This window comes from Phaeobacter sp. 11ANDIMAR09 (assembly GCF_001294455.1).
Classification (GTDB): Bacteria; Pseudomonadota; Alphaproteobacteria; order Rhodobacterales; family Rhodobacteraceae; genus Pseudophaeobacter.
Map to the genome: position 1 here is coordinate 13,528 of NZ_LIKT01000014.1, position 19,302 is coordinate 32,829.

17 protein-coding genes are annotated in these 19,302 nt (G+C 58.2%); 10 read left to right on the forward strand and 7 right to left on the reverse strand.

All coding sequences use genetic code 11. The features are described 5' to 3' along the window. Positions 1-12 precede the first annotated feature (12 nt). The gene (gap, locus tag AN476_RS12915) at positions 13-1,014 is read right to left on the reverse strand and encodes a type I glyceraldehyde-3-phosphate dehydrogenase (protein WP_054462007.1); all 1,002 of its coding nucleotides are present in this window, start codon (positions 1,012-1,014) and stop codon (positions 13-15) included. 244 nt (positions 1,015-1,258) lie between these two features. Between gap and AN476_RS12920 the strand changes: the two genes are divergently transcribed. From AN476_RS12920 to AN476_RS12930, 3 genes are all read left to right on the forward strand, one after another. Continuing rightward, entirely contained in the window at positions 1,259-2,206 is a 948-nt protein-coding gene (locus AN476_RS12920) for a DUF808 domain-containing protein (protein ID WP_054462008.1), read from the forward strand. Positions 2,207-2,246: 40 nt separating this feature from the next. Next, positions 2,247-3,068 carry an FkbM family methyltransferase gene (locus tag AN476_RS12925; RefSeq protein WP_054462009.1) on the forward strand — a complete coding sequence of 274 codons (822 nt, stop codon included), beginning with the start codon at positions 2,247-2,249 and terminating at the stop codon, positions 3,066-3,068. Positions 3,069-3,283: 215 nt separating this feature from the next. After that, entirely contained in the window at positions 3,284-3,568 is a 285-nt protein-coding gene (locus AN476_RS12930) for a hypothetical protein (RefSeq protein WP_157063753.1), read from the forward strand. 46 nt (positions 3,569-3,614) lie between these two features. Here AN476_RS12930 and tkt read toward each other — a convergent pair whose 3' ends face one another. Then, positions 3,615-5,636: a transketolase gene (gene tkt, locus AN476_RS12935; protein WP_054462011.1), complete on the reverse strand. Its 2,022-nt coding sequence runs from the start codon at positions 5,634-5,636 to the stop codon at positions 3,615-3,617. Positions 5,637-5,901: 265 nt separating this feature from the next. On the opposite strand from tkt, the gene AN476_RS12940 reads away from it, so the two are divergent. Together AN476_RS12940 and AN476_RS12945 are read left to right on the forward strand one after the other, a co-directional pair. Further along, entirely contained in the window at positions 5,902-6,669 is a 768-nt protein-coding gene (locus AN476_RS12940) for a colicin transporter (protein WP_054462012.1), read from the forward strand. After that, positions 6,669-7,067, forward strand: coding sequence for a cell division protein ZapA (locus tag AN476_RS12945; protein ID WP_054462013.1), 399 nt, complete (start codon positions 6,669-6,671; stop codon positions 7,065-7,067). Before AN476_RS12940 ends, AN476_RS12945 begins: the two co-directional genes overlap by 1 nt. 120 nt (positions 7,068-7,187) lie before the next feature. Here the strand turns inward: AN476_RS12945 and grxD are convergent, their stop codons facing one another. The 5 genes from grxD to AN476_RS12970 form a co-directional block, all read right to left on the reverse strand. Further along, positions 7,188-7,550 carry a Grx4 family monothiol glutaredoxin gene (gene grxD / locus AN476_RS12950; protein ID WP_054462014.1) on the reverse strand — a complete coding sequence of 121 codons (363 nt, stop codon included), beginning with the start codon at positions 7,548-7,550 and terminating at the stop codon, positions 7,188-7,190. A 118-nt stretch (positions 7,551-7,668) separates the two neighbouring features. Next, entirely contained in the window at positions 7,669-7,905 is a 237-nt protein-coding gene (locus AN476_RS12955; protein WP_054462015.1) for a BolA/IbaG family iron-sulfur metabolism protein, read from the reverse strand. Between the two features lie 64 nt (positions 7,906-7,969). Further along, on the reverse strand, positions 7,970-8,488 hold the full coding sequence (locus AN476_RS12960; protein WP_054462016.1) for a hypothetical protein: 519 nt from the start codon (positions 8,486-8,488) through the stop codon (positions 7,970-7,972). A 99-nt stretch (positions 8,489-8,587) separates the two neighbouring features. Next, the gene (gene purL, locus AN476_RS12965; protein ID WP_054462017.1) at positions 8,588-10,753 is read right to left on the reverse strand and encodes a phosphoribosylformylglycinamidine synthase subunit PurL; all 2,166 of its coding nucleotides are present in this window, start codon (positions 10,751-10,753) and stop codon (positions 8,588-8,590) included. Positions 10,754-11,165: 412 nt separating this feature from the next. After that, positions 11,166-12,071 (reverse strand): LysR family transcriptional regulator, encoded by a 906-nt coding sequence (locus AN476_RS12970; RefSeq protein WP_054462018.1) that lies wholly within the window; start codon positions 12,069-12,071, stop codon positions 11,166-11,168. 165 nt (positions 12,072-12,236) lie between these two features. Here AN476_RS12970 and AN476_RS12975 point away from each other — a divergent pair, with 165 nt between their 5' ends. From AN476_RS12975 to ccmE, 5 genes are all read left to right on the forward strand, one after another. Continuing rightward, the gene (locus tag AN476_RS12975; protein ID WP_054462019.1) at positions 12,237-15,659 is read left to right on the forward strand and encodes an indolepyruvate ferredoxin oxidoreductase family protein; all 3,423 of its coding nucleotides are present in this window, start codon (positions 12,237-12,239) and stop codon (positions 15,657-15,659) included. 185 nt (positions 15,660-15,844) lie between these two features. Next, complete coding sequence (locus AN476_RS12980; protein ID WP_054462086.1) at positions 15,845-16,723, forward strand: lysophospholipid acyltransferase family protein; 879 nt, start codon at positions 15,845-15,847, stop codon at positions 16,721-16,723. Positions 16,724-16,749: 26 nt separating this feature from the next. Next, the gene (locus AN476_RS12985; RefSeq protein ID WP_054462087.1) at positions 16,750-17,559 is read left to right on the forward strand and encodes a glutamate racemase; all 810 of its coding nucleotides are present in this window, start codon (positions 16,750-16,752) and stop codon (positions 17,557-17,559) included. A gap of 129 nt (positions 17,560-17,688) precedes the next feature. Continuing rightward, positions 17,689-18,717, forward strand: coding sequence for an N-acetyl-gamma-glutamyl-phosphate reductase (gene argC, locus AN476_RS12990; protein WP_054462020.1), 1,029 nt, complete (start codon positions 17,689-17,691; stop codon positions 18,715-18,717). A gap of 21 nt (positions 18,718-18,738) precedes the next feature. Continuing rightward, positions 18,739-19,182, forward strand: a complete 444-nt coding sequence (gene ccmE / locus AN476_RS12995) for a cytochrome c maturation protein CcmE (protein WP_054462021.1) — start codon at positions 18,739-18,741, stop codon at positions 19,180-19,182. Positions 19,183-19,302: the final 120 nt, after the last annotated feature.

The window sequence follows — 19,302 nt, forward strand, 5'->3', positions numbered from 1 at the left end:
GGCCTTGGCGCCTTAGCTCAGGCGACCCATCGCAACAGCGACATCGGCCATGCGGCAGCTAAAGCCCCACTCGTTGTCATACCAGGCCAGAACACGTACCAAACGGCCGCCGATGACCTTGGTCTGGTCGGCTGCAAAGATCGAGCTCTCTTCGGTGTGGTTGAAATCGGTGGAGACCAGTTTTTCTTCGGTGTAGCCCAATACGCCCTTCATTGACCCTGAGGCCGCTTCGGCGATTGCCGTATTCACCTGCTCTTCGGTGACGCCTTTTTGCGCCACAAAGGTCAGATCAACTGCAGATACATTTGGCGTTGGCACACGAACAGCTGACCCGTCCAGCTTGCCCTTCAGGGCTGGCAGCACTTCACCCAGGGCCTTGGCGGCACCGGTGGAGGTGGGGATCATCGACATGGCTGCGGCGCGGGCGCGATACAGATCATCGTGACGGCGGTCCAGGGTGGGCTGGTCCCCAGTGTAGGCGTGGATGGTGGTCATGATGCCGGATTCAATGCCAAAGGCATCGTTCAGCACCTTGGCAACCGGGGCCAGGCAGTTGGTGGTGCAAGAGCCGTTGGAGATCATGGTGTGACCCGTCTCCAGCTCATTGTCGTTGACGCCAAAGACAATGGTCTTGTCGACGTTTTTGCCGGGGGCGGAAAGCAGAACCTTGCCTGCGCCGCGCGCCAGATGCGCCTTGGCCTTTTCACCGTCGTTGAATTTGCCGGTACATTCCAGAACCACGTCACAGCCGGACCAGTCCAGCGCGTCCATGTCATAGGTCGAGAACATCTGCATGTCGCCGCGACCCAGATTCAAGGTGCCTTCGCCGACGGTGACTTCATTTGGGAAGCGACCATGCACAGAGTCGTATTTGATCAGGTGAGCTGCTGTGTCCAGCGGGCCGGTCGCGTTGACTTTGACAACTTCGATATCATCGCGCCCCGAGGCGGCAATGTGTGACAGGGTGCAGCGGCCGATGCGGCCAAAACCGTTGATCCCGACTTTGATGGTCATGAGCATGTCTCCAGGCGAGCTAATCTTGCCGTCGCGTATAGACGTCATTGGTTTCCTGCTAAAGGGGCAAATATGACGAAAACACAGCCTGTTAGCGCAAAACCTCCCCGGTGGCGTTAACGGTTTGCCCCGGTGGCGTTAACGGAAATAATGCTCTGCGGCTCGGTGGCGCTAACGCTTGTCTCCGCGCGCAGATCGGGTAGGTTGCAGGGAATTATTCTGCCGGGGAAAAGGGTATTTCGACATGAGCGGTTTGCTGGCCTTATTGGATGACGTCGCAGGCATTGCCAAAGTGGCGGCAGCTTCGGTGGATGATGTCGCGGCTGCGGCAGGCAAGGCCGGGGCCAAGACTGCCGGCGTGATCATTGATGATGCCGCAGTGACGCCGAAATATGTGCAGGGTTTTGCGCCTGCGCGCGAATTGCCGATCATCTGGCGCATCACGCGCGGCTCGCTGTTTAACAAACTGATCTTGCTAATGCCTGTGGCAATGCTCTTGGCCAATTTTGCCCCCTGGGCGATCACGCCGTTATTGATGCTTGGGGGCAGTTACCTGTGCTTTGAAGGGGCCGAGAAAGTTTTTCACGTGCTCTTTCCCCATGCCAGCCACGAGATTGAGCAGGACATGAGCATCAAGGACCCCGGCCATCTGGAAGAGCAGAAGATCAAAGGCGCCATCAAGACCGACTTTATTCTGTCAGCCGAGATCATGACGATTGCGCTGGCTGCGATCGAAGCTCCGAATGTCTGGATGCAGGCGGCGACGCTTGCGGTGGTTGCCATTGGTGTGACTGTGGCGGTCTATGGATCTGTGGCGGTGATTGTCAAAATGGATGACGTCGGCCTGTTTCTTGCAGGGAATGCGCCGACCCCCATCGGGCGCGGTCTGGGCCGTGGCTTGGTCAAATTTATGCCTGTGTTGATGTGGATCCTCTCTGTGGTGGGCACCGCAGCAATGCTCTGGGTGGGCGGTTCGATCATCATTCATGGGCTGGAGGTTCTGGGCTTTAGCTGGTTGGGTCACCACATCCATGATTGGGCCTATGCGGTCGGTCATATGGTGCCAGAGGCCTGGACCGGGTTTGTGGAATGGAGCGCCAAGGCCGCCATGGATGGTGTTTTTGGTGTTGCCCTTGGATTTGTGCTGATACCGGCTGTCTTGGCCTTGTCGCGGTTCTTTGCCAAAGGCTGATCAGGAATGCCTGCAATTTATGAATTTTGGGAGACATTAGATGGTATTGGACTGGGTCAGAGGAAAACTCCGGGCGCGGCGCGGCAATCGCATTCACAAACGTCCCGCCGTTGAGACGCCCTTGGGCTTCAAATTCATCGGCCCCGAGGTGATGCAATCAGGTGGTTTTGAAGAAGAAGAAACCAAGCTGATTCAAAGTTTCCTGTCTCGCGCAGACCTCTTCGTGAATATCGGTGCTAACTATGGCTACTATGTCTGCCTGGCACAGAGCATGGGCGTTCCTGCCATTGCAGTTGAGCCGGTGCCTGACAATGTCAGCCTATTGCGCAAAAACCTGGAACTGAACGGGTATGAAAATGGTGCCACAGTCCACGCCAATGCCTGTGGCGGCGAAACCGGGCAGGCCGAGATTTTTGGCGTCGGCACGGGGGCCTCTTTGGTTCAGGGCTGGGCGCGCAATCCCAAGAGCCTGTCCTTCAAGGTGGATATCCGGCGCATCGACGATCTGATTCCCACGGCAGCCCTTACCCAACGCAGTTTCTTTCTGATCGATGTCGAAGGTTTCGAGCTGGAGGTTCTGAAAGGCGCTCAGGGTATCTTTGATGCGGAGCAAAAGCCGGTCTTCATGATTGAGAGTGGTCTGTCGGATCACCGCGCCAGTGGTGAGCTGAATAAGGATTTTCTGGCCGTTTTTGATATCTTCTCTGAGCAGGGCTATAAGATCTACAGGGTCGAAGACCTGACCATCCCAGTTGAGCGAGACATCATCGTAGCGAGCTTGGAGCAGGGGCAGGATCTGCTACAGGGTTTGAATTTTTTGATGGTTCACGAAACCTTTGATTTGGCCTCATATGCGAAATAATTTACTGGCTCGTGGACCGCGTTTTTGACCACGCGGTCTGCTGAACTCCGCGTCAGTGCTCGCTTTAGATTTCCGCGCATAAGATGACCAATCCCCCAAGAAAACCAATAATCCGGGTTCTATCGGGACCTTCGCCGACCCAATTGGGGGGGAATGAAGCTGTGTTAGGCGGAGTAGCATCGCCGATTTCTGCTCTGAGTAGAGCCGCCGATCAGATGCCTTTGGATGCAGATCAGTTGAAGGGATTTTTGCACTTTCGCCTGGCCACGGCCAAAGCCGCAGCAGGGCGGGCAGGGTGGTTTGGGGGACGTTTGTACAACAGGATTTCAGGAGAAAGCCCCGACTATATTCCCTTGTCCGGCACCCATTTGAGGCAGGCTTTTCTCGCCATGCGCATTGAACCACCAGAGATCGTTGTGGCACGCGGTGAGTATGAGTTTCGGGTGGACTATGCGCGGAAGGCTCTCACTGCGTTAAACGAAGACAAAGAGCAGACATGAAAAAGGGCGCCATTGGCGCCCCTTCTTGTTCTGACATGTGCAGGGCTTAACCCAGCAGCTCTTTCACCTTGGCGACGGTGGCCTCGGCGGTGATGCCGAATTTCTCAAACAATTCGCCAGCTGGAGCAGAAGAACCAAAGCGGTCCATGCCGATGAACCCGGCCTTTTTGTCCTGGCCGCGCTCGCCCATCAACCAGCGATCCCAACCGCCGGCGCGGACAGCTGCTTCGATGCCGACACGCACAGGACCTGCAGGCAGGACCTTGCGGCGGTAGGCTTCGTCTTGTTGGGCGAAAAGCTCCATCGATGGCATGGAGACCACGCGGGTGCCAATGCCTTGGGCTTCGAGCTGGGCCTTGGCTTCCATCGCCAGAGAGACCTCGGAACCGGTGGCAATCAGAATGGCCTGACGCTTACCTTCGGCTTCGGCCAGCACATAGGCGCCTTTGGAAGTGAGGTTGCTCAGCTTGTGCTCGGTGCGCACGGTGGGCAGGTTCTGCCGGGTGAGCACCATGACCGAAGGTGTTTCCTTTTCGGTCAGGGCAATTTCCCACGCCTCGGCAGCTTCCACCGCATCCGCTGGGCGGAACACATAGGTGTTTGGTGTTGCGCGGCAGATTGCCAGATGCTCGACCGGCTGGTGGGTTGGACCATCTTCGCCAACGCCGATGCTGTCATGGGTCATGACAAACACTGTTGGGATCTTGGACAGGGCGGCCAAACGCATCGCAGGACGGGCATAATCGGTGAAGCAGAAGAAGGTACCACCATAGGCGCGGATACCGCCGTGCAGGACCATGCCGTTCATCGCGGCGGCCATACCGTGCTCGCGGATGCCCCAATAGACATAGCGGCCCTTGCGGTTATCGGTGTCAAAGCCACCCAGATCGCCGGTCTTGGTGTTGTTGGAGCCGGTCAGGTCAGCGGATCCACCAACCGTTTCCGGCATGATCGGGTTGATCGCCGCCAGCGCCATTTCCGAGGCTTTGCGGGTGGCAACCTTTGGCTGTTCCTCTGAGACCTGCTTTTTCAGTGCCTTGACGGTGGCCGAGAGTTTCTTGGGGGCATCCAGCGCATAGGCGCGGTTGAAGCGGTCCTGTTTCTGCTGCGAGGTCTCAGCGAAACGGGATTCCCAGGCGGCACGCTCATCAGCGCCACGGGCGCCAATGGCTTCCCACTGGGATTTGATCTCGGCGGGCACTTCAAAGGGACCTGTGGTCCAGCCATAGGCCGCTTTGGCCTCGGCCATCTGATCTGCATCGGTCAGCGCGCCGTGGCCCTTGGAGGTGTCCTGTGCCGCATGGCCCAGAGCGATATGGGTTTTGCAGGCAATCATCGAAGGTTTCTTCGATTTCTTAGCCGCGGTCAGCGCCTCATCAATGGCAACGGGGTCATGTCCGTCGATTTCGATCACCTGCCAGCCAGAGGCGCGGAAGCGCTGCACCTGGTTGGTGCGATCCGACAGCTCCACCGTGCCGTCGATGGTGATGTTGTTGTTGTCCCACAGCACAATCAGCTTGCCCAGCGAATGACGCCCGGCCAGACCGATGGCCTCTTGGCTGATGCCTTCCATCAGGCAGCCATCGCCTGCGATGACATAGGTGTGGTGATCAACGATTTTGCGGCCATACTGGGCGCGCTGCATCTCTTCGGCCATGGCAAAGCCAACGGCGTTGGAAATCCCCTGACCCAGGGGGCCAGTGGTGGTTTCAACCGCGTCGAGCAGGAAGTTTTCAGGGTGCCCTGCGGTCTGAGCGCCCATCTGACGAAAGTTTTTGATCTGATCCAGTGTCACCTGTTTGTCACCGCAGAGGTACAAAAGGGAGTAGATCAGCATCGAGCCGTGACCGGCAGAGAGGATGAAGCGATCACGATCGGGCCACTGCGGCGCGGCGACATCAAACTTCAGGTGCTTTTCGAACAAAACGGTCGCAACATCGGCCATGCCGATGGGCATACCTGTGTGGCCGGAATTGGCGGCGGCGACGGCATCGAGGGCCAGCGCGCGGATGGCGGCGGCCTTGTTCCAATGGTCGGGGTTGGCGGTGCGCAGGGCTGTCAGATCCACTGAAGTTTTCCTTTGGGTTACCAGGCGGGTTAGCCGCTCAATAGCAGTGACAGCCCAAAGATCAAGCTTTCTACGCCATTCCCCGCCGGTAAGACGAACTGAGTGCTGCAAGTGCTTGAAAGCAAAGAGGGGGTGTTTTACTCCTGACTTCGTTAAGCTGTTGGCAATGGAGCTGTGGCAGAGCGATTCGCGCTGGCTACTTCGAAATGCCGGAAGAGACAGGGCGACAAGCGCCAGCAGAACTGATGAGGGGTGAGGGACAGGTATGACGCAGATCGAAGAGTTGCAGGGGCGCATTTTGGCGGCCATGGAGCGGATCGGAACCGGGGTCGTGCAACTGGAGCAGGCCCGGGCCGAAGCTCAGGAAGAGGCTCGTGCCGCTGCGGATAATTCTGATCTGGAGCTTGCTCTGGAAGAAGAAAAAACCGCTAATGCGCAACTCGAAGAGCGGGTAAAGGTGCTGCACGACCGCCTGAAAGAGGCAGAGCAGGCAGCCCCAGCAGCCGACAATGGTGACATGGAAGCGCTGCAGGCCGAGTTGGAATTGTTGCGCAATGAGGTCGGTAACACCGATGAAAAAGATGCGCTGAAACTGGAAGTGACCCGGCTGAAGGGCGCTTTGGAAAGTGCTGGCAACGGTCTGGCTGCGGAAAAAGAGGCCCTGGAGACTGAACTCTCCGATTTGAAAGCGACCAACCAACAGCTGATGGCTCAGATTGAGGAGGTCTCGGGGGAGGCCGCTGGCGATTTGGGCGATGCGGTGGATCAGGCGGCGTTACAGGCCGAACTGAATGCGTTGAAGGCCCAGCTTGCCGAAGCTCAGGCCTCTGCCGCGGCCGTTGCACCCCCCCAGGATGACAGGCTTCAGGTGCAGCTGGATGAATTGCGCCAGGCCAATCAGGAATTGCTCAGCACCAATGAAGCGCTGCGCGAGTCTCAGGCCAGGGACCAGGCCCAGGTGAACGCGGTTCTTACCAAATTGGAACCGCTCTTGGCCAATGCACAAAACCTGCCGGAAGGAGAGGAAGTCTGATGCCCGAAGTAACCATTCATATCGGTGGCCGCGGCTTTGAAGTCTCTTGCCAGCTGGGAGAAGAAAGCTATCTACATTCCGCCGCCAAGATGCTGGATGATGAAGCCCAGGTTCTGTCGGATCAAATCGGTCGGATGCCCGAGGCACGGATGCTGCTGATGGCAGGTTTGATGCTTGCGGATAAAACCGCTGCGGTGGAGGATCGCATCAAGGAGGTCGAGGCCGAACTGGCGGAACGCGTGGCTGAATTGGAGGCTTTGAAAAACACGCCCCCGCCTGAGCCTGAGCGCATCGAGGTGCCGGTGGTGCCGCCGCAGGTGCCGGAAACACTGGCAGAACTCGCCGCGCGGGCAGAATCTCTGGCCCAGCAGATCGAAGAAAATTCCGCAGCCCAATAGGTCTGCTAGACCTTCCCTAGACCTAAAAAAGCCCCTTCCGCTTTGTGCTGGAAGGGGCTTTGTTTTCTTCTGGGGCCTGTCCCGGTTGCAGGGATCTGCACTCAGGGCGATCAGCCGTCCTTAGCCGTTTGCTTCGCGGATCTTGTCTGCGGCATCTTTGTCAAAGGCGATTTCATTGTCGGCAAACATGCCGTCCAGCTCACCCGAGAGGGTCATCTCGGTGATGATATCGCAACCGCCGACAAATTCGCCCTTGATGTAGAGCTGTGGGATGGTGGGCCAGTCGGAATATTCTTTGATGCCGGCGCGGATCTCTTCGTCGGCCAGGACGTTCACATCGGTGTACTCAACGCCGATGTAGTTCAACACGCCTGCCACGCGCGAGGAAAACCCGCACTGTGGCATTTCCTTGGTGCCTTTCATAAAGAGCACCACGTCGCTGGCTTTTACGGTCTCATCGATGCGGCTCTGTGCGTCGCTCATGTCTAGATGTCCTTTTGACGGTTCCGCCTATGGCGGTATTGTTCGATATAGGGTTCGAGTTCGAAAAAGATCCAAATCGCAAGTGCGATCAGAGCCGTGGCTGCGACCAGGATTTCACTCACTCAGGGGCTTTGGTGGTCAGGGCCAGGGCGTGCAGCTCGCCATTGGAGCCATCCATCTTGCCTTTGAGCGCAGCATAGACGGCCCGCTGCTGCTGCACCCGGTTCTTGCCGCGAAAGCTCTCGTCCACCACCATGGCAGACATATGCACGCCGTCATGGCCTGCGACCTGGATTTCCGCATCAGGAAAGGTCTCGCGCAGCAGGTCTTCGATTTCTTGGGCTTGCATTGGCATCCGGGGTCGTCCTTTTACTCATTTCCAAAAATGTAGGTTGCTGTGGGGGGCTGTGCAAGCAGGATTAGGTGGCGCCCAGTGCAAAATCTGCGATGGTTTCAACAAAATCCGGCAGTTCGGCCAGGGCCTCTTGCAGGTGGTCTTGCTCAAAATCCCATATGGTTTTGGGATCTTCCGGGCACAGGGCCAGGGTCAGGGCTGAACATTTTGCCCGCGATTCAGCTGGCAGATCGAGTGCCGCGATTTCTTGCAGCACCAGCAGAGCCTCGTGAATGGGGCGCAGCACGCGCAGGGCATAGGTCATGTGATGCAGCAGATCAGGATCCTCTTGCCAGGTTTCGCCGTCAAACAGAATTTGCGTCACCCTTTGGCCAGCGCCAGCGCAGGAATAGGCGACGCAGCCGCCAAAGCCGCAGGGGATCAGATCGGCATGGATCGTGCAACGGAAATCCTGTCCCAGATTGGGGCAGGGGTGATCTGGCTCCTTCAGGAGAGCAAAATCCTCTTCAGCTTCAAAAGGATAGGCAAGACAGCACAGGGCTGCGCAGCGGCTGCAATCCTCTTTTAACTCCGGCAGTTGCACGAGCGGGGGTCCTCAACTCAAAAAGAAAAGGTGGGGTGACTGTGCCACCCCACCCAGATCGTCTTGTTTTTGACCCCTAAAAAGGGGCCGCCAAGTCCCTTAGGCGACTGCGCTGGCAAAGCTTGAGCGGAAGACCTCTTGCAGCTCCGCCAGAGGGGCTTCGGAGCCGCCGATCTTGACGCTGTCGCCAGTGAAGCGGCCGATCGCGGTGACGGTAACGCCAGCTTGACCGGCGGCCAGCATCAGCGCTTCGGCCTGGTCAAAGTTGCAGGCTACCAGATAGCGGCCCTGGTCTTCGCCAAACAGGGTCGGGGTGTCGCCGGCGTCGATCTGTACGCCCACGCCGCCTTCTTCAGCCAGTTCAAAGGCCGCCATCGCCAGGCCGCCATCAGAAAGGTCGGTGCAGACCTTGATCCATTCGCGGTTGGCGCGGATGAATTCACCGTTGCGCTTTTCCGCGTCCAGGTCCACCGCTGGGGCGTCGCCGTCTTCGCGGTTGAACACCTCTGCCAGTAGGGCAGACTGGCCGAGATGGCCGATGGTTTCACCGATCAACAGGGCCACATGGCCATCGCGGGCTTCGCCGGTGATCGCCTCTTCGCCAGCGGCAATCAAGCCAACGGCGCCGATGGTTGGCGTGGGCAGAATGCCCTGACCATCGGTCTCGTTATAGAGCGAGACATTGCCCGAAACGATGGGCATGTCCAACGCGGCAACGGCCTCGCCGATGCCCTGAATGGCGCCCACAAACTGGCCCATGATCTCGGGCTTTTCGGGGTTGCCAAAGTTCAGGTTGTCGGTTGTGGCTAGGGGCTTGGCGCCCACAGCTGTCAGGTTGCGATAGGCCTCGGCCACCGCCTGCTTGCCGCCCTCAACCGGGTTGGCCTTGACGTAGCGCGGGGTTACATCCGAGGTGAAGGCCAGGCTCTTGTCGGTGCCATGCACGCGGATGATGCCGGAACCGGCACCGGGACGGCGGGCGGTATCGCCCATGACGGTGGTGTCATATTGCTCATAGACCCACTGTTTGCCGCCATAGTTGGGTGAAGCCAGCAATGCCTTTAGCCCGTCAATCGGATCGATGGTGGGCACATCCGCATCCGTCAGCGGCTCTGCCGCAGGCGTGGCCACCCAGGGGCGGTCATATTCTGGCGCGGTGGAGGCCAGTTTGGACAGCACCAGATCGGCTTTGGTCTCGCCATTGTGCAGGATCAGGAACCGGTCCTCAGCGATGGTTTCACCCACGATTGCAAAATCCAGGTCCCATTTTTCAAACACGGCGCGCGCATCCGCTTCGAGCTCGGGCTTCAGCACCATCAACATGCGTTCCTGGCTTTCCGAGAGCATCATCTCGTAGGCGGTCATGTTTTCTTCGCGCTGGGGCACGTCTTCGAGGTTCAGCTTGATCCCCAGTTTACCCTTGTCACCCATTTCCACGGCCGAGCAGGTCAGACCAGCCGCACCCATATCCTGGATCGAGATCACCGCGCCGGTCTGCATCAGCTCCAGCGTGGCTTCCATCAGGCGTTTCTCGGTGAAAGGGTCGCCAACCTGAACAGTGGGGCGCTTTTCTTCGATGGTGTCGTCGAATTCGGCCGAGGCCATGGTGGCACCGCCCACGCCGTCACGGCCGGTTTTGGCGCCAAGGTACACCACCGGCATGCCAACGCCGGAAGCGGCGGAGTAGAAGATGCCGTCGGTTTTGGCCAGGCCTGCGGCAAAGGCATTGACCAGGCAGTTGCCATTGTAGGCGGGGTGAAAGCGAACTTCGCCGCCAACGCAGGGCACGCCAAAGCAGTTGCCATAGCCGCCGATGCCTTCGACTACGCCGTTGACCAGCTGGCGGGTTTTGTGGTGCGCGGGCTCGCCAAAGGAGAGTGAGTTCATCGAGGCGATGGGGCGGGCGCCCATGGTAAAGACATCGCGCAGAATGCCGCCAACACCGGTGGCCGCGCCCTGGTAGGGTTCGATATAAGAGGGGTGGTTGTGGCTTTCCATTTTGAATACCACGGCGTCGCCGTCGCCGATGTCGACGATGCCGGCGTTCTCGCCAGGGCCGCAGATCACCTGAGGCCCATCGGTGGGCAGGGTGCGCAGCCATTTCTTGGACGACTTATAGGAACAATGCTCGTTCCACATGGCCGAGAAGATGCCAAGTTCGGTGAAGCTGGGTTCGCGTCCGATGATCTCGAGGATCATGTCGTATTCGTCGGCGCTCAGGCCGTGGCTTGCGATCAGTTCGGATGTAATGGCTGGTTCTTGCATGGCGCGATATGGCCCCCCATGGTGCTACTGAGGCGGCTTTTAGAGCAACCAGGCCCAATGGGGAAGGGGGTATCTCAAAGCCCTATCGCGTCGATTTGGCTCAGGCCTGCATATTTACAGAGTGCCGCCGCCTTAACCGTCGAGGTCTTTGACTGCATCAATTTCAGGCAGATGCAGAAAGAGGGCGGAGATTAGGGGTGCAAGCCTTGCCCTGCGGGGCGATTGAGCAAAAAAAAGGCCGAGCACTAAGCTCGGCCGAAGTCCAACAGGGAGGTATGAAGAGAGGCGTTTGCCTCCGTCTTCATAGGCTCCATTTAGGGCTATGATGCTGACCCTTCAAGATGTTTAGTGCTTGTGAAATGGCATTGCCGCTATGCACTTTTTGCATGGCTCGTCAACGGCTGGCCGCAGCTTACAATTTCCCAAGCTCTTTCATGTGTTTGCGGTGGGCCATGATCTCGGTCTGGACAAAGTCGCGGAAGGCGGAAACGCGCTGCGAATGGCGCAATTCCTCTGGGTAGGCCAGGTAAACTGGGACCCCGTTGTTTTCTGTTTCAGGGAAAACCTCCACCAAATCCGGGAAATCTTCGGTCACATAGTCCGGCAGAATCCCTATGCCGAGATCATGCAAAACCCCCTGCAAAACGCCAAAGTAGTTATTGACGGTCAGCAGCGATCCTGGATTGTGGGTCAGCAACCTTTGCACCAGGATCGAGGCAGAGCCCACCTGCGCCGAGCGCTGGTTTTGGCAGATCAGCCGGTGGTCCTTGATGTCTTCTGCCGTTTCCGGCGTGCCATTCAGATCGAGGTATTTGCGCGAGGCATAGAGCTTCATGCGCACCGTCATTAGTCGTTTGCGGACCAGATCGGCCTGGCTTGGCTCTTTCATCCGGATGGCAACATCTGCTTCGCGCATGGGCAGGTCGAGAACCCGCTCCTCCAGCATCAGGTCGATCTTGAGGTTGGGATACTGTTCAAACAGCTTGGTCAGCCGTGGCGCCAACCACAATGTGCCAAAGCCAAAGGTGGTGGTGACCCGCAACTCACCAAAGACCTCTTCTTCGCTGTCGCGGATGCGGGCCGAGGCGGCCTCCAGCCGGGCAGACATAGATTTGGTGGCGTCAAACAGCAGCTCCCCCTGTTCGGTGAGAATCAGCCCCCGCGCATGGCGGTGAAACAGGGTGGCGTTGAGGCTTTCCTCAAGCGCGCGCACCTGGCGACTGACCGCAGATTGGGACAGGTTCAATTTGTCCCCGGCATGGGTCAGGCTGCCGGCATCGGCAACGGCGTGAAAAATTCTGAGCTTATCCCAATCCATACCCGTCTCTTTCGATCAGTCTTTGGCAGACTACATAAATCATAGTTTTGTTTCAATTTTCCATGCCTACGTCAGGGAAAAGAAAAAAACCGCCTATACAGGTCAGCAATTATGACCTATTGTAGGATCAAGCACTGCAAGCTAATTTATGGTTGGGAGGCCCGGATGAGCACGCAAAAGATCTCTCTGAATGACAAATATGACCTGAGCAAATCACCCATCATGCTGAATGGGACCCAGGCTCTGGTGCGTCTGATGATGATGCAGAAGGCCCGCGACAAAGCAGCCGGATTGAACACGGCGGGTCTGGTGACCGGGTATCGTGGATCACCGCTGGGCGCTGTCGATATGCAGATGGAGCGGGCAAAAAAGCCGCTCACTGAATCGGATGTGACCTTCCAGTACGGTCTCAATGAGGATCTCGCTGTCACGGCGCTCTGGGGTGCGCAGCAGGCAGAGACCCGTGGCGAAGGCAAATATGACGGGGTTTTTGGCTTGTGGTACGGCAAGGGTCCCGGCGTTGACCGCTCGGGCGATGCCTTCCGTCATGCAAATATGGCGGGCACCTCCCAAAACGGTGGTGTGTTGGTTGCGATGGGCGATGACCACACCGGCGAAAGCTCCACCGTGCTGCACCAGTCGGAATGGTCGCTGCTGGATTGCTACCTCCCCATTGTTAGCCCCGCAGGCGTTCAGGAGATCCTGGACTACGGCATCTATGGCTATGAGCTGAGCCGGTTCTCCGGGCTTTGGGTTGGCCTAAAGACGATGAAAGACACCATCGAGGTGACGTCGGTGGTGGATGGCGATCCAGACCGCATGCAGATCGTGCGTCCCGAGTTTGAGATGCCGGAAGGGGGGCTGAACATCCGTCTGGCCGATGACCGCTTTCAGCAGGAAGACCGGATCATCGATTACAAACGTTTCGCCGCCGAAGCCTTTAGCCATGCTAACAAGATGGACAAGCGCGTCTGGGGGAAACCCGGTGCCAAGATCGGTTTTGTAGCAGCTGGCAAAAACTGGCTGGATCTGGTGCACGCCATGTCCTTGCTCAACATCGATGAGGCCATGGCAGAGCGTCTGGGCATCACCACCTATAAGGTGGGGCAGACCTGGCCGATGGATATGAAGGGCTTCAACACCTGGGCCGAAGGCCTTGATTTGATTGTGGTTGTCGAGGAGAAGCGCAAGCTGATCGAGGTGCAAATCAAAGAAGCGATCTTTGACGACCGTCGCGGCCGCCGGGTCTATGGTTGGTACAAGGGGGGCGTAGGTACCGCCGATCGCGAAGAGCTTTTCCCAACCAAATATGCGCTTGACCCGATCATGATTGCCGAGAAACTTGGCGGCATCCTGATTGAGGAAGGTCGTGATACCGAGGCGGTCAAGGCGGGTCTGGCCGCGCTGGATGATGCCAAGCGGGCGGACAACGCAGAAGAGATCGCGGCACGTCTGCCCTATTTCTGTTCGGGTTGCCCGCATAACTCCTCGACCAAACTGCCCGAGGGCAGCCGTGCCTATGCCGGTATTGGCTGTCACTTCATGGTGCAGTGGATGGACCGTGAAACCACCGGTTTTACCCATATGGGGGCAGAGGGCGCCAACTGGATCGGTGAGGCACCCTTTTCCAAGCGGACCCATGTGTTCCAGAACCTCGGCGATGGTACCTATAACCACTCCGGCGTTCAGGCCATTCGGGCCGCCCTGGCTGAGGGCACCAATATTACCTATAAAATCCTGTATAATGATGCGGTTGCAATGACCGGCGGTCAGCAGGCCGAGGGCGGATTGACCGCCCATCAGATTGCACATGAGCTGAAAGCCATGGGGATGAAGACCATCGCGGTGGTCTATGACGACAAGGAAGATGTCGACGCCAAGCTGTTCCCTGCTGGCATGCGGATGCATGAACGTGCCGAGCTGATGGAGGTGCAAAAGGAATTTGAACAGGTCGAGGGTGTCTCTGGCATCATCTATATCCAGACCTGCGCCGCCGAAAAGCGTCGCCGTCGCAAGCGGGGTCTGTTCCCCGATCCCGATCAGCGGGTCTTTATCAACCCGGACGTCTGCGAAGGCTGCGGTGATTGCGGTATTCAGTCCAACTGCGTGTCGATTGTGCCCAAAGAGACAGAACTGGGCCGCAAACGGGCGATTGATCAAAGCTCCTGCAACAAGGATTTCTCTTGCGTCAACGGTTTTTGCCCGTCGTTCCTGACGGTCGAGGGCGCCAAGATCCGTAAAGAGGCCACAGCCGAGCTGAACCTGCCGGATCTGCCCGAACCCAAGCTGCCCGAGATCAGTGGCACCCATAACGTGGTGATCACTGGCGTTGGCGGCACTGGCGTTGTGACCATTGGCGCAGTGCTGGCACAGGCGGCTCAGATTGATGGCTTGGGCGCTGGCATGATGGAAATGGCCGGCCTCGCGCAAAAGGGCGGCGCGGTGCATATCCACTGCCGTCTGGCAAAACGGCCCGAAGACATCAGCGCCATTCGCGTCGCCACTGGTGAAGCCCATGCGCTGATCGGCGGCGATCTGGTGGTGAGCGCAGGTGCCAAGACCATCGGCTTGATGAAAACCGGCCAGACCGGCGGCGTGGTCAACAGCCACGAAATCATCACCGGAGACTTTACCCGCGACACCAATTTCAACCTGCCCACCGACCGCTTGCAGGTCGCTCTTCAGGCGCGTCTGCGGGATGATCTGTCGCTGTTCGATGCCTCTGAGCTGGCCCGTGCCACCATGGGAGATTCCATTTTCTCCAACATGATGGTCTTTGGGGCTGCCTGGCAGCAGGGCTTGATCCCGGTGAACCACGCGGCGATCACCCAGGCCATCACCCTAAACGGTGCTGCGGTTGAGCGGAACCTGCGCGCCTTTGAGATTGGTCGCTGGGCCATTGTGGAGCCTGCCGAGGCCGCCAAGATTGCCAAGCCTGCCAATGTGGTCGAGCTGCCCAAGTCTCTGGAAGAGATCATTGCCTTCCGCAGTGATCAGCTGGTGGCCTATCAGGGCGCAGGCCTGGCCAAGCGCTATGCCAAACTGCTGGACGGCATCTCGGACAAGGCGCTCAAGGAAGCCGTGGCAAAGGGCTATCACAAGCTCCTGGCCTATAAGGACGAATATGAAGTCGCGCGTCTCTTGCTGTCGAGCCATGAAAAACTGGCCGCTGAGTTTGAAGGCGATCTGAAGGTCTCTTACAATCTCGCGCCGCCGATCTTTGGCGGCAAGCTGGTCAATGGCCGTCCGCAAAAGCGCAAATTTGGCCCCGGCATGACCCGTTGGCTGCGCCTCTTGGCCAAGATGAAGCCGCTGCGCAATACACCGCTGGATGTCTTTGGCTATACGGCTGAGCGCAAGATGGAGCGGGCGCTGATCAAGCAATTTGAGTCCGACATGAAAGAATGGCTGCCCAAAGCGAGTGCCGACACCCTTGAGCCGCTGATTGCACTCGCTGAACTGCCGCTGCAGATCCGGGGCTTTGGTCCGGTGAAACTGGAAAGCGAGACCAAGGCCGCCAAGCGCCGCGAAGAGCTGTTGATTGCTTTGCGTCAGGCGGGATCGCCGCTCACCGAGGCCGCTGAGTAACGGCCTCGCGTACACCACATGTGCTGAAAGAAAGGGGGAGGTGACCAGATCGGTTGCCTCCCCTGATGTCATTTGGCTATGTCAATTGACCTTGGTGGGAACGGCCCGGCCTATTGTCATGTGGCTGTTATGAAATTGTCTTATAAGCGGCCTAGACTGTGTCGCCAAAATTCGGGAGCTCCCTCTTGTCCTCAGCTCGTCATATCGCCCGTGATATCTCCTACGCCCATTCCGCCGGATCGGCCCCCGGACGCACCATGATCCGCCTGCTGGAAAACACCACGGGTCGTCTGCAATTGATCAAACGTGCGGATGGCTACGAGCAGGAAGTGGCCAATGGCCGCAGTTTCTGGAGCGTGATGGCCGACCGCTACGGTCTGACACTGGATGTGACAGCCGGCAGCCTGGACAACATTCCCAAAGACAAGCCTGTGATCCTGATCGCCAATCACCCCTATGGCATTCTGGACGGCTTGATGATGGGCCATATCCTAGCGGAAACGCGCGGGGATTTCCGTATTCTCGCCCATCAAATCTTTCGCAAGGCCGAAGACCTGAACAAGGTGATCCTGCCAGTGGATTTTGCGGAAACCAAAGAGGCGCTCAAGACCAATCTTCAGACCCGCAAGGCAGCGCTTGATTACCTGGGGCAGGGCGGGGCCATTGGCATCTTCCCTGGCGGGACGGTTTCCACCGCGGCCAAGCCCTTTTCCCACCCGATGGATCCCGGTTGGCGCGGCTTTACCGCGCGGATGATCGCCAAATCCGATGCGGTTGTGGTGCCGGTGTTTTTTGAAGGCCATACTTCGCGTCTGTTTCAGATCGCCAGCCATCTGCATTCCACCCTGCGCATGGGGCTGCTGATCAAGGAGTTCAACAAGAGGGTGGATACCCCGGTCAAGGTGGTGATCGGCAAGCCGATCAGCCGCGATATCCTCACGCCCCTGGCCAAGGACACAAAAGGAATGATGGATTTCCTGCGCAAAGCCACGTATGAGCTGTCTCCAAAGCCGCTCAAATCTTATGACTATGGGTTTGAGTTTGAGGAGAAACATCGCGCCTGATGAACATCAGGCCTGAAAGAGAGATCATGGCCGTAGGTATCTTTGATTCCGGTCTGGGCGGGCTTACCGTCCTGAACGCCGCCCAGTCCCGTCTGCCGGACGTGGATTTTCTGTACTACGCTGATAGCGCCCGGGCGCCTTACGGGGTGCGCGATGCCGAGGATATCTACAACCTCACCAAGGCCGCCGTGGCCGACATGTGGGACAAGGGCTGCGACCTTGTCATTCTGGCCTGCAACACCGCTTCGGCAGCAGCGCTGCGCCGGATGCAGGAAGAGGGCCTGCCCGAGGGCAAACGCGTCCTTGGCGTCTTTGTTCCGCTGATCGAGGCCCTGACCGAGCGCCAATGGGGCGATAACAGCCCGCCGCGCGAGGTGGAGGTCAAACATGTGGCATTGTTTGCAACCCCCGCCACCGTGTCCAGCCGCGCGTTTCAGCGGGAGCTGGCCTTTCGCGCCATTGGTGTGGATGTCGAGGCCCAGGCCTGCGGCGGCATCGTCGATGCCATTGAAGACGGTGACATGATCCTGGCCGAGGCCCTGGTGCGCAGCCATGTGGATGCGCTGCAGCGCAAGATGCCAGAACCCCAGGCCGCGATTCTGGGCTGTACGCATTATCCCTTGATGGAAAAAGAGTTCCAGGCGGCGCTGGGGGCAGGGGTCAAAGTCTTTAGCCAGGGCACTCTGGTGGCGGACAGTCTGGCAGATTATCTGGAGCGGCACCCGGATATGAAGGGCTCCGGCAAAGGTGGCTATTTCACCACCGGCGATCCGGCCCGTGTGAGCGATCGCGCAACGCAGTTTCTCCGACGAGAAATCCGTTTTCAGGCGGCCTGAGTTTTGTCACGATCTGCCCCGGTGTGACTGCCGGGGAGGTGATCCAGGACAAAGACAGCCCACATCCATTCCTATTGTCTCTCGCCATATGCGAGAGTTTGACGAAGACATATCAATGCGAGGTCTGACATGACCCATAAAGTGGCAATTCTTGGCGCCAGTGGCTACACGGGCGCAGAGCTGGTTCGGCTGATTGCGAACCATCCAAATATCGAAATCAAAGCTCTGGCGGCGGAGCGTAAAGCCGGGCTGACCATGGCGCAGGTCTTCCCACATCTGCGTCATATGTCGCTTCCAACGCTTTGCAAAATCAGTGAAATTGATTTTTCTGGTATCGACCTGTGCTTTTGCGCCCTGCCGCATAAAACCAGCCAGGAAGTGATCGCAGCCCTGCCAAAGGGGTTGAAAGTGGTTGATCTGTCGGCGGATTTCCGGCTGCGCGATCCGGCCGAATATGAAAAATGGTACGGCAACCCGCATGCAGCTTTGGAGCAGCAGGAAGAGGCGGTCTATGGCCTCAGCGAGTTCTACCGCGAGGGAATCAAGTCTGCCCGTCTGGTGGCCGGTACCGGCTGCAACGCGGCTACCGGTCAGTTTGCGCTGCGTCCGCTGATCACTTCTGGCCTGATTGATCTCGATGAAATCATTCTGGATCTGAAATGCGCCGTCTCTGGTGCGGGGCGGGCACTCAAGGAAAACCTGCTGCATGCGGAGCTGAGCGAGGGCTACAACGCCTATGCGGTGGGCGGCACCCATCGGCACCTGGGAGAGTTTGATCAGGAATTCTCCGCCCTGGCAGGGCGTCCAGTTAGGGTGCAATTCACCCCGCATCTGGTGCCCGTCAACCGGGGTATTCTGGCGACGGTCTATGTAAAGGGCGACGCAGCTGCGATCCATCAGTGCTTTGAGCAGGCCTATCGCGATGAGCCCTTCCTTGAGGTGTTGCCGTTTGGCGAAGCGCCCAGTACCCATCATGTACGCGGCTCCAATTTCTGCCATATCGGTGTGGCTGCGGACCGGATCGAAGGCCGCGCCATTGTCTTTGCTGCGCTGGATAACCTGACAAAAGGTAGCAGCGGCCAGGCCTTGCAGAATGCAAACCTGATGCTAGGTGAAGACGAGACTGCGGGGCTGATGATGGCGCCGCTGTTCCCGTAACAGCACCGAAAGGCCTCTGGGATGAAGAACCTCAAGAAACAACGCCGGATTCAGGTCATCGCTCTTGCGGCGATTGCCCTGGTGGTGGCCACCGGGTTGATTGGCTATGCGATGCGGGATGGGATCAACTATTTCCGCTCGCCCAGTCAGGTGGCGGAAACCCCGCCGCCGCCCAGCGAGGTGTTCCGCATTGGGGGCCTGGTAGAGGAGGGCAGCCTGGTACGCGGTCAGGGTGAGGCCGTGCGGTTCTCTGTGACAGATGGTGGCGCCACGGTGCCTGTCACCTTTGTTGGTGTTTTGCCGGATCTGTTTGAAGAGAACCAAGGCATGGTTGGCACCGGAAAACTGGTGAACGGAGTCTTTGAAGCCTCTGAAATTCTTGCCAAACACGATGAGACCTATATGCCCAAAGAGGTTGTGGATGCGCTAAAGGCCCAGGGCGTCTATCAGGAGCCGGAAACCTAAAGCCAGGCTCCGCTGAAGTTGCCTACTACCCGTTTATTCCACTCCCCCCGCAAACACTGTTTTGCGGGGGGAGTGTCGTTTTGGCGCGCTGATTTTTGCCAAACGACAGGCGCTGCGGCG

What these genes read in the sequence shown, in the direction of transcription:
- gap (WP_054462007.1), bottom strand. Translation starts at nt 1,014, where the DNA reads ATGACCATCAAAGTCGGGATCAACGGTTTTGGCCGCATCGGCCGCTGC.
- AN476_RS12920 (WP_054462008.1), top strand. Translation starts at nt 1,259, where the DNA reads ATGAGCGGTTTGCTGGCCTTATTGGATGACGTCGCAGGCATTGCCAAA.
- AN476_RS12925 (WP_054462009.1), top strand. Translation starts at nt 2,247, where the DNA reads ATGGTATTGGACTGGGTCAGAGGAAAACTCCGGGCGCGGCGCGGCAAT.
- AN476_RS12930 (WP_157063753.1), top strand. Translation starts at nt 3,284, where the DNA reads ATGCCTTTGGATGCAGATCAGTTGAAGGGATTTTTGCACTTTCGCCTG.
- AN476_RS12940 (WP_054462012.1), top strand. Translation starts at nt 5,902, where the DNA reads ATGACGCAGATCGAAGAGTTGCAGGGGCGCATTTTGGCGGCCATGGAG.
- AN476_RS12945 (WP_054462013.1), top strand. Translation starts at nt 6,669, where the DNA reads ATGCCCGAAGTAACCATTCATATCGGTGGCCGCGGCTTTGAAGTCTCT.
- grxD (WP_054462014.1), bottom strand. Translation starts at nt 7,550, where the DNA reads ATGAGCGACGCACAGAGCCGCATCGATGAGACCGTAAAAGCCAGCGAC.
- AN476_RS12955 (WP_054462015.1), bottom strand. Translation starts at nt 7,905, where the DNA reads ATGCCAATGCAAGCCCAAGAAATCGAAGACCTGCTGCGCGAGACCTTT.
- purL (WP_054462017.1), bottom strand. Translation starts at nt 10,753, where the DNA reads ATGCAAGAACCAGCCATTACATCCGAACTGATCGCAAGCCACGGCCTG.
- AN476_RS12970 (WP_054462018.1), bottom strand. Translation starts at nt 12,071, where the DNA reads ATGGATTGGGATAAGCTCAGAATTTTTCACGCCGTTGCCGATGCCGGC.
- AN476_RS12975 (WP_054462019.1), top strand. Translation starts at nt 12,237, where the DNA reads ATGAGCACGCAAAAGATCTCTCTGAATGACAAATATGACCTGAGCAAA.
- AN476_RS12985 (WP_054462087.1), top strand. Translation starts at nt 16,750, where the DNA reads ATGGCCGTAGGTATCTTTGATTCCGGTCTGGGCGGGCTTACCGTCCTG.
- argC (WP_054462020.1), top strand. Translation starts at nt 17,689, where the DNA reads ATGACCCATAAAGTGGCAATTCTTGGCGCCAGTGGCTACACGGGCGCA.
- ccmE (WP_054462021.1), top strand. Translation starts at nt 18,739, where the DNA reads ATGAAGAACCTCAAGAAACAACGCCGGATTCAGGTCATCGCTCTTGCG.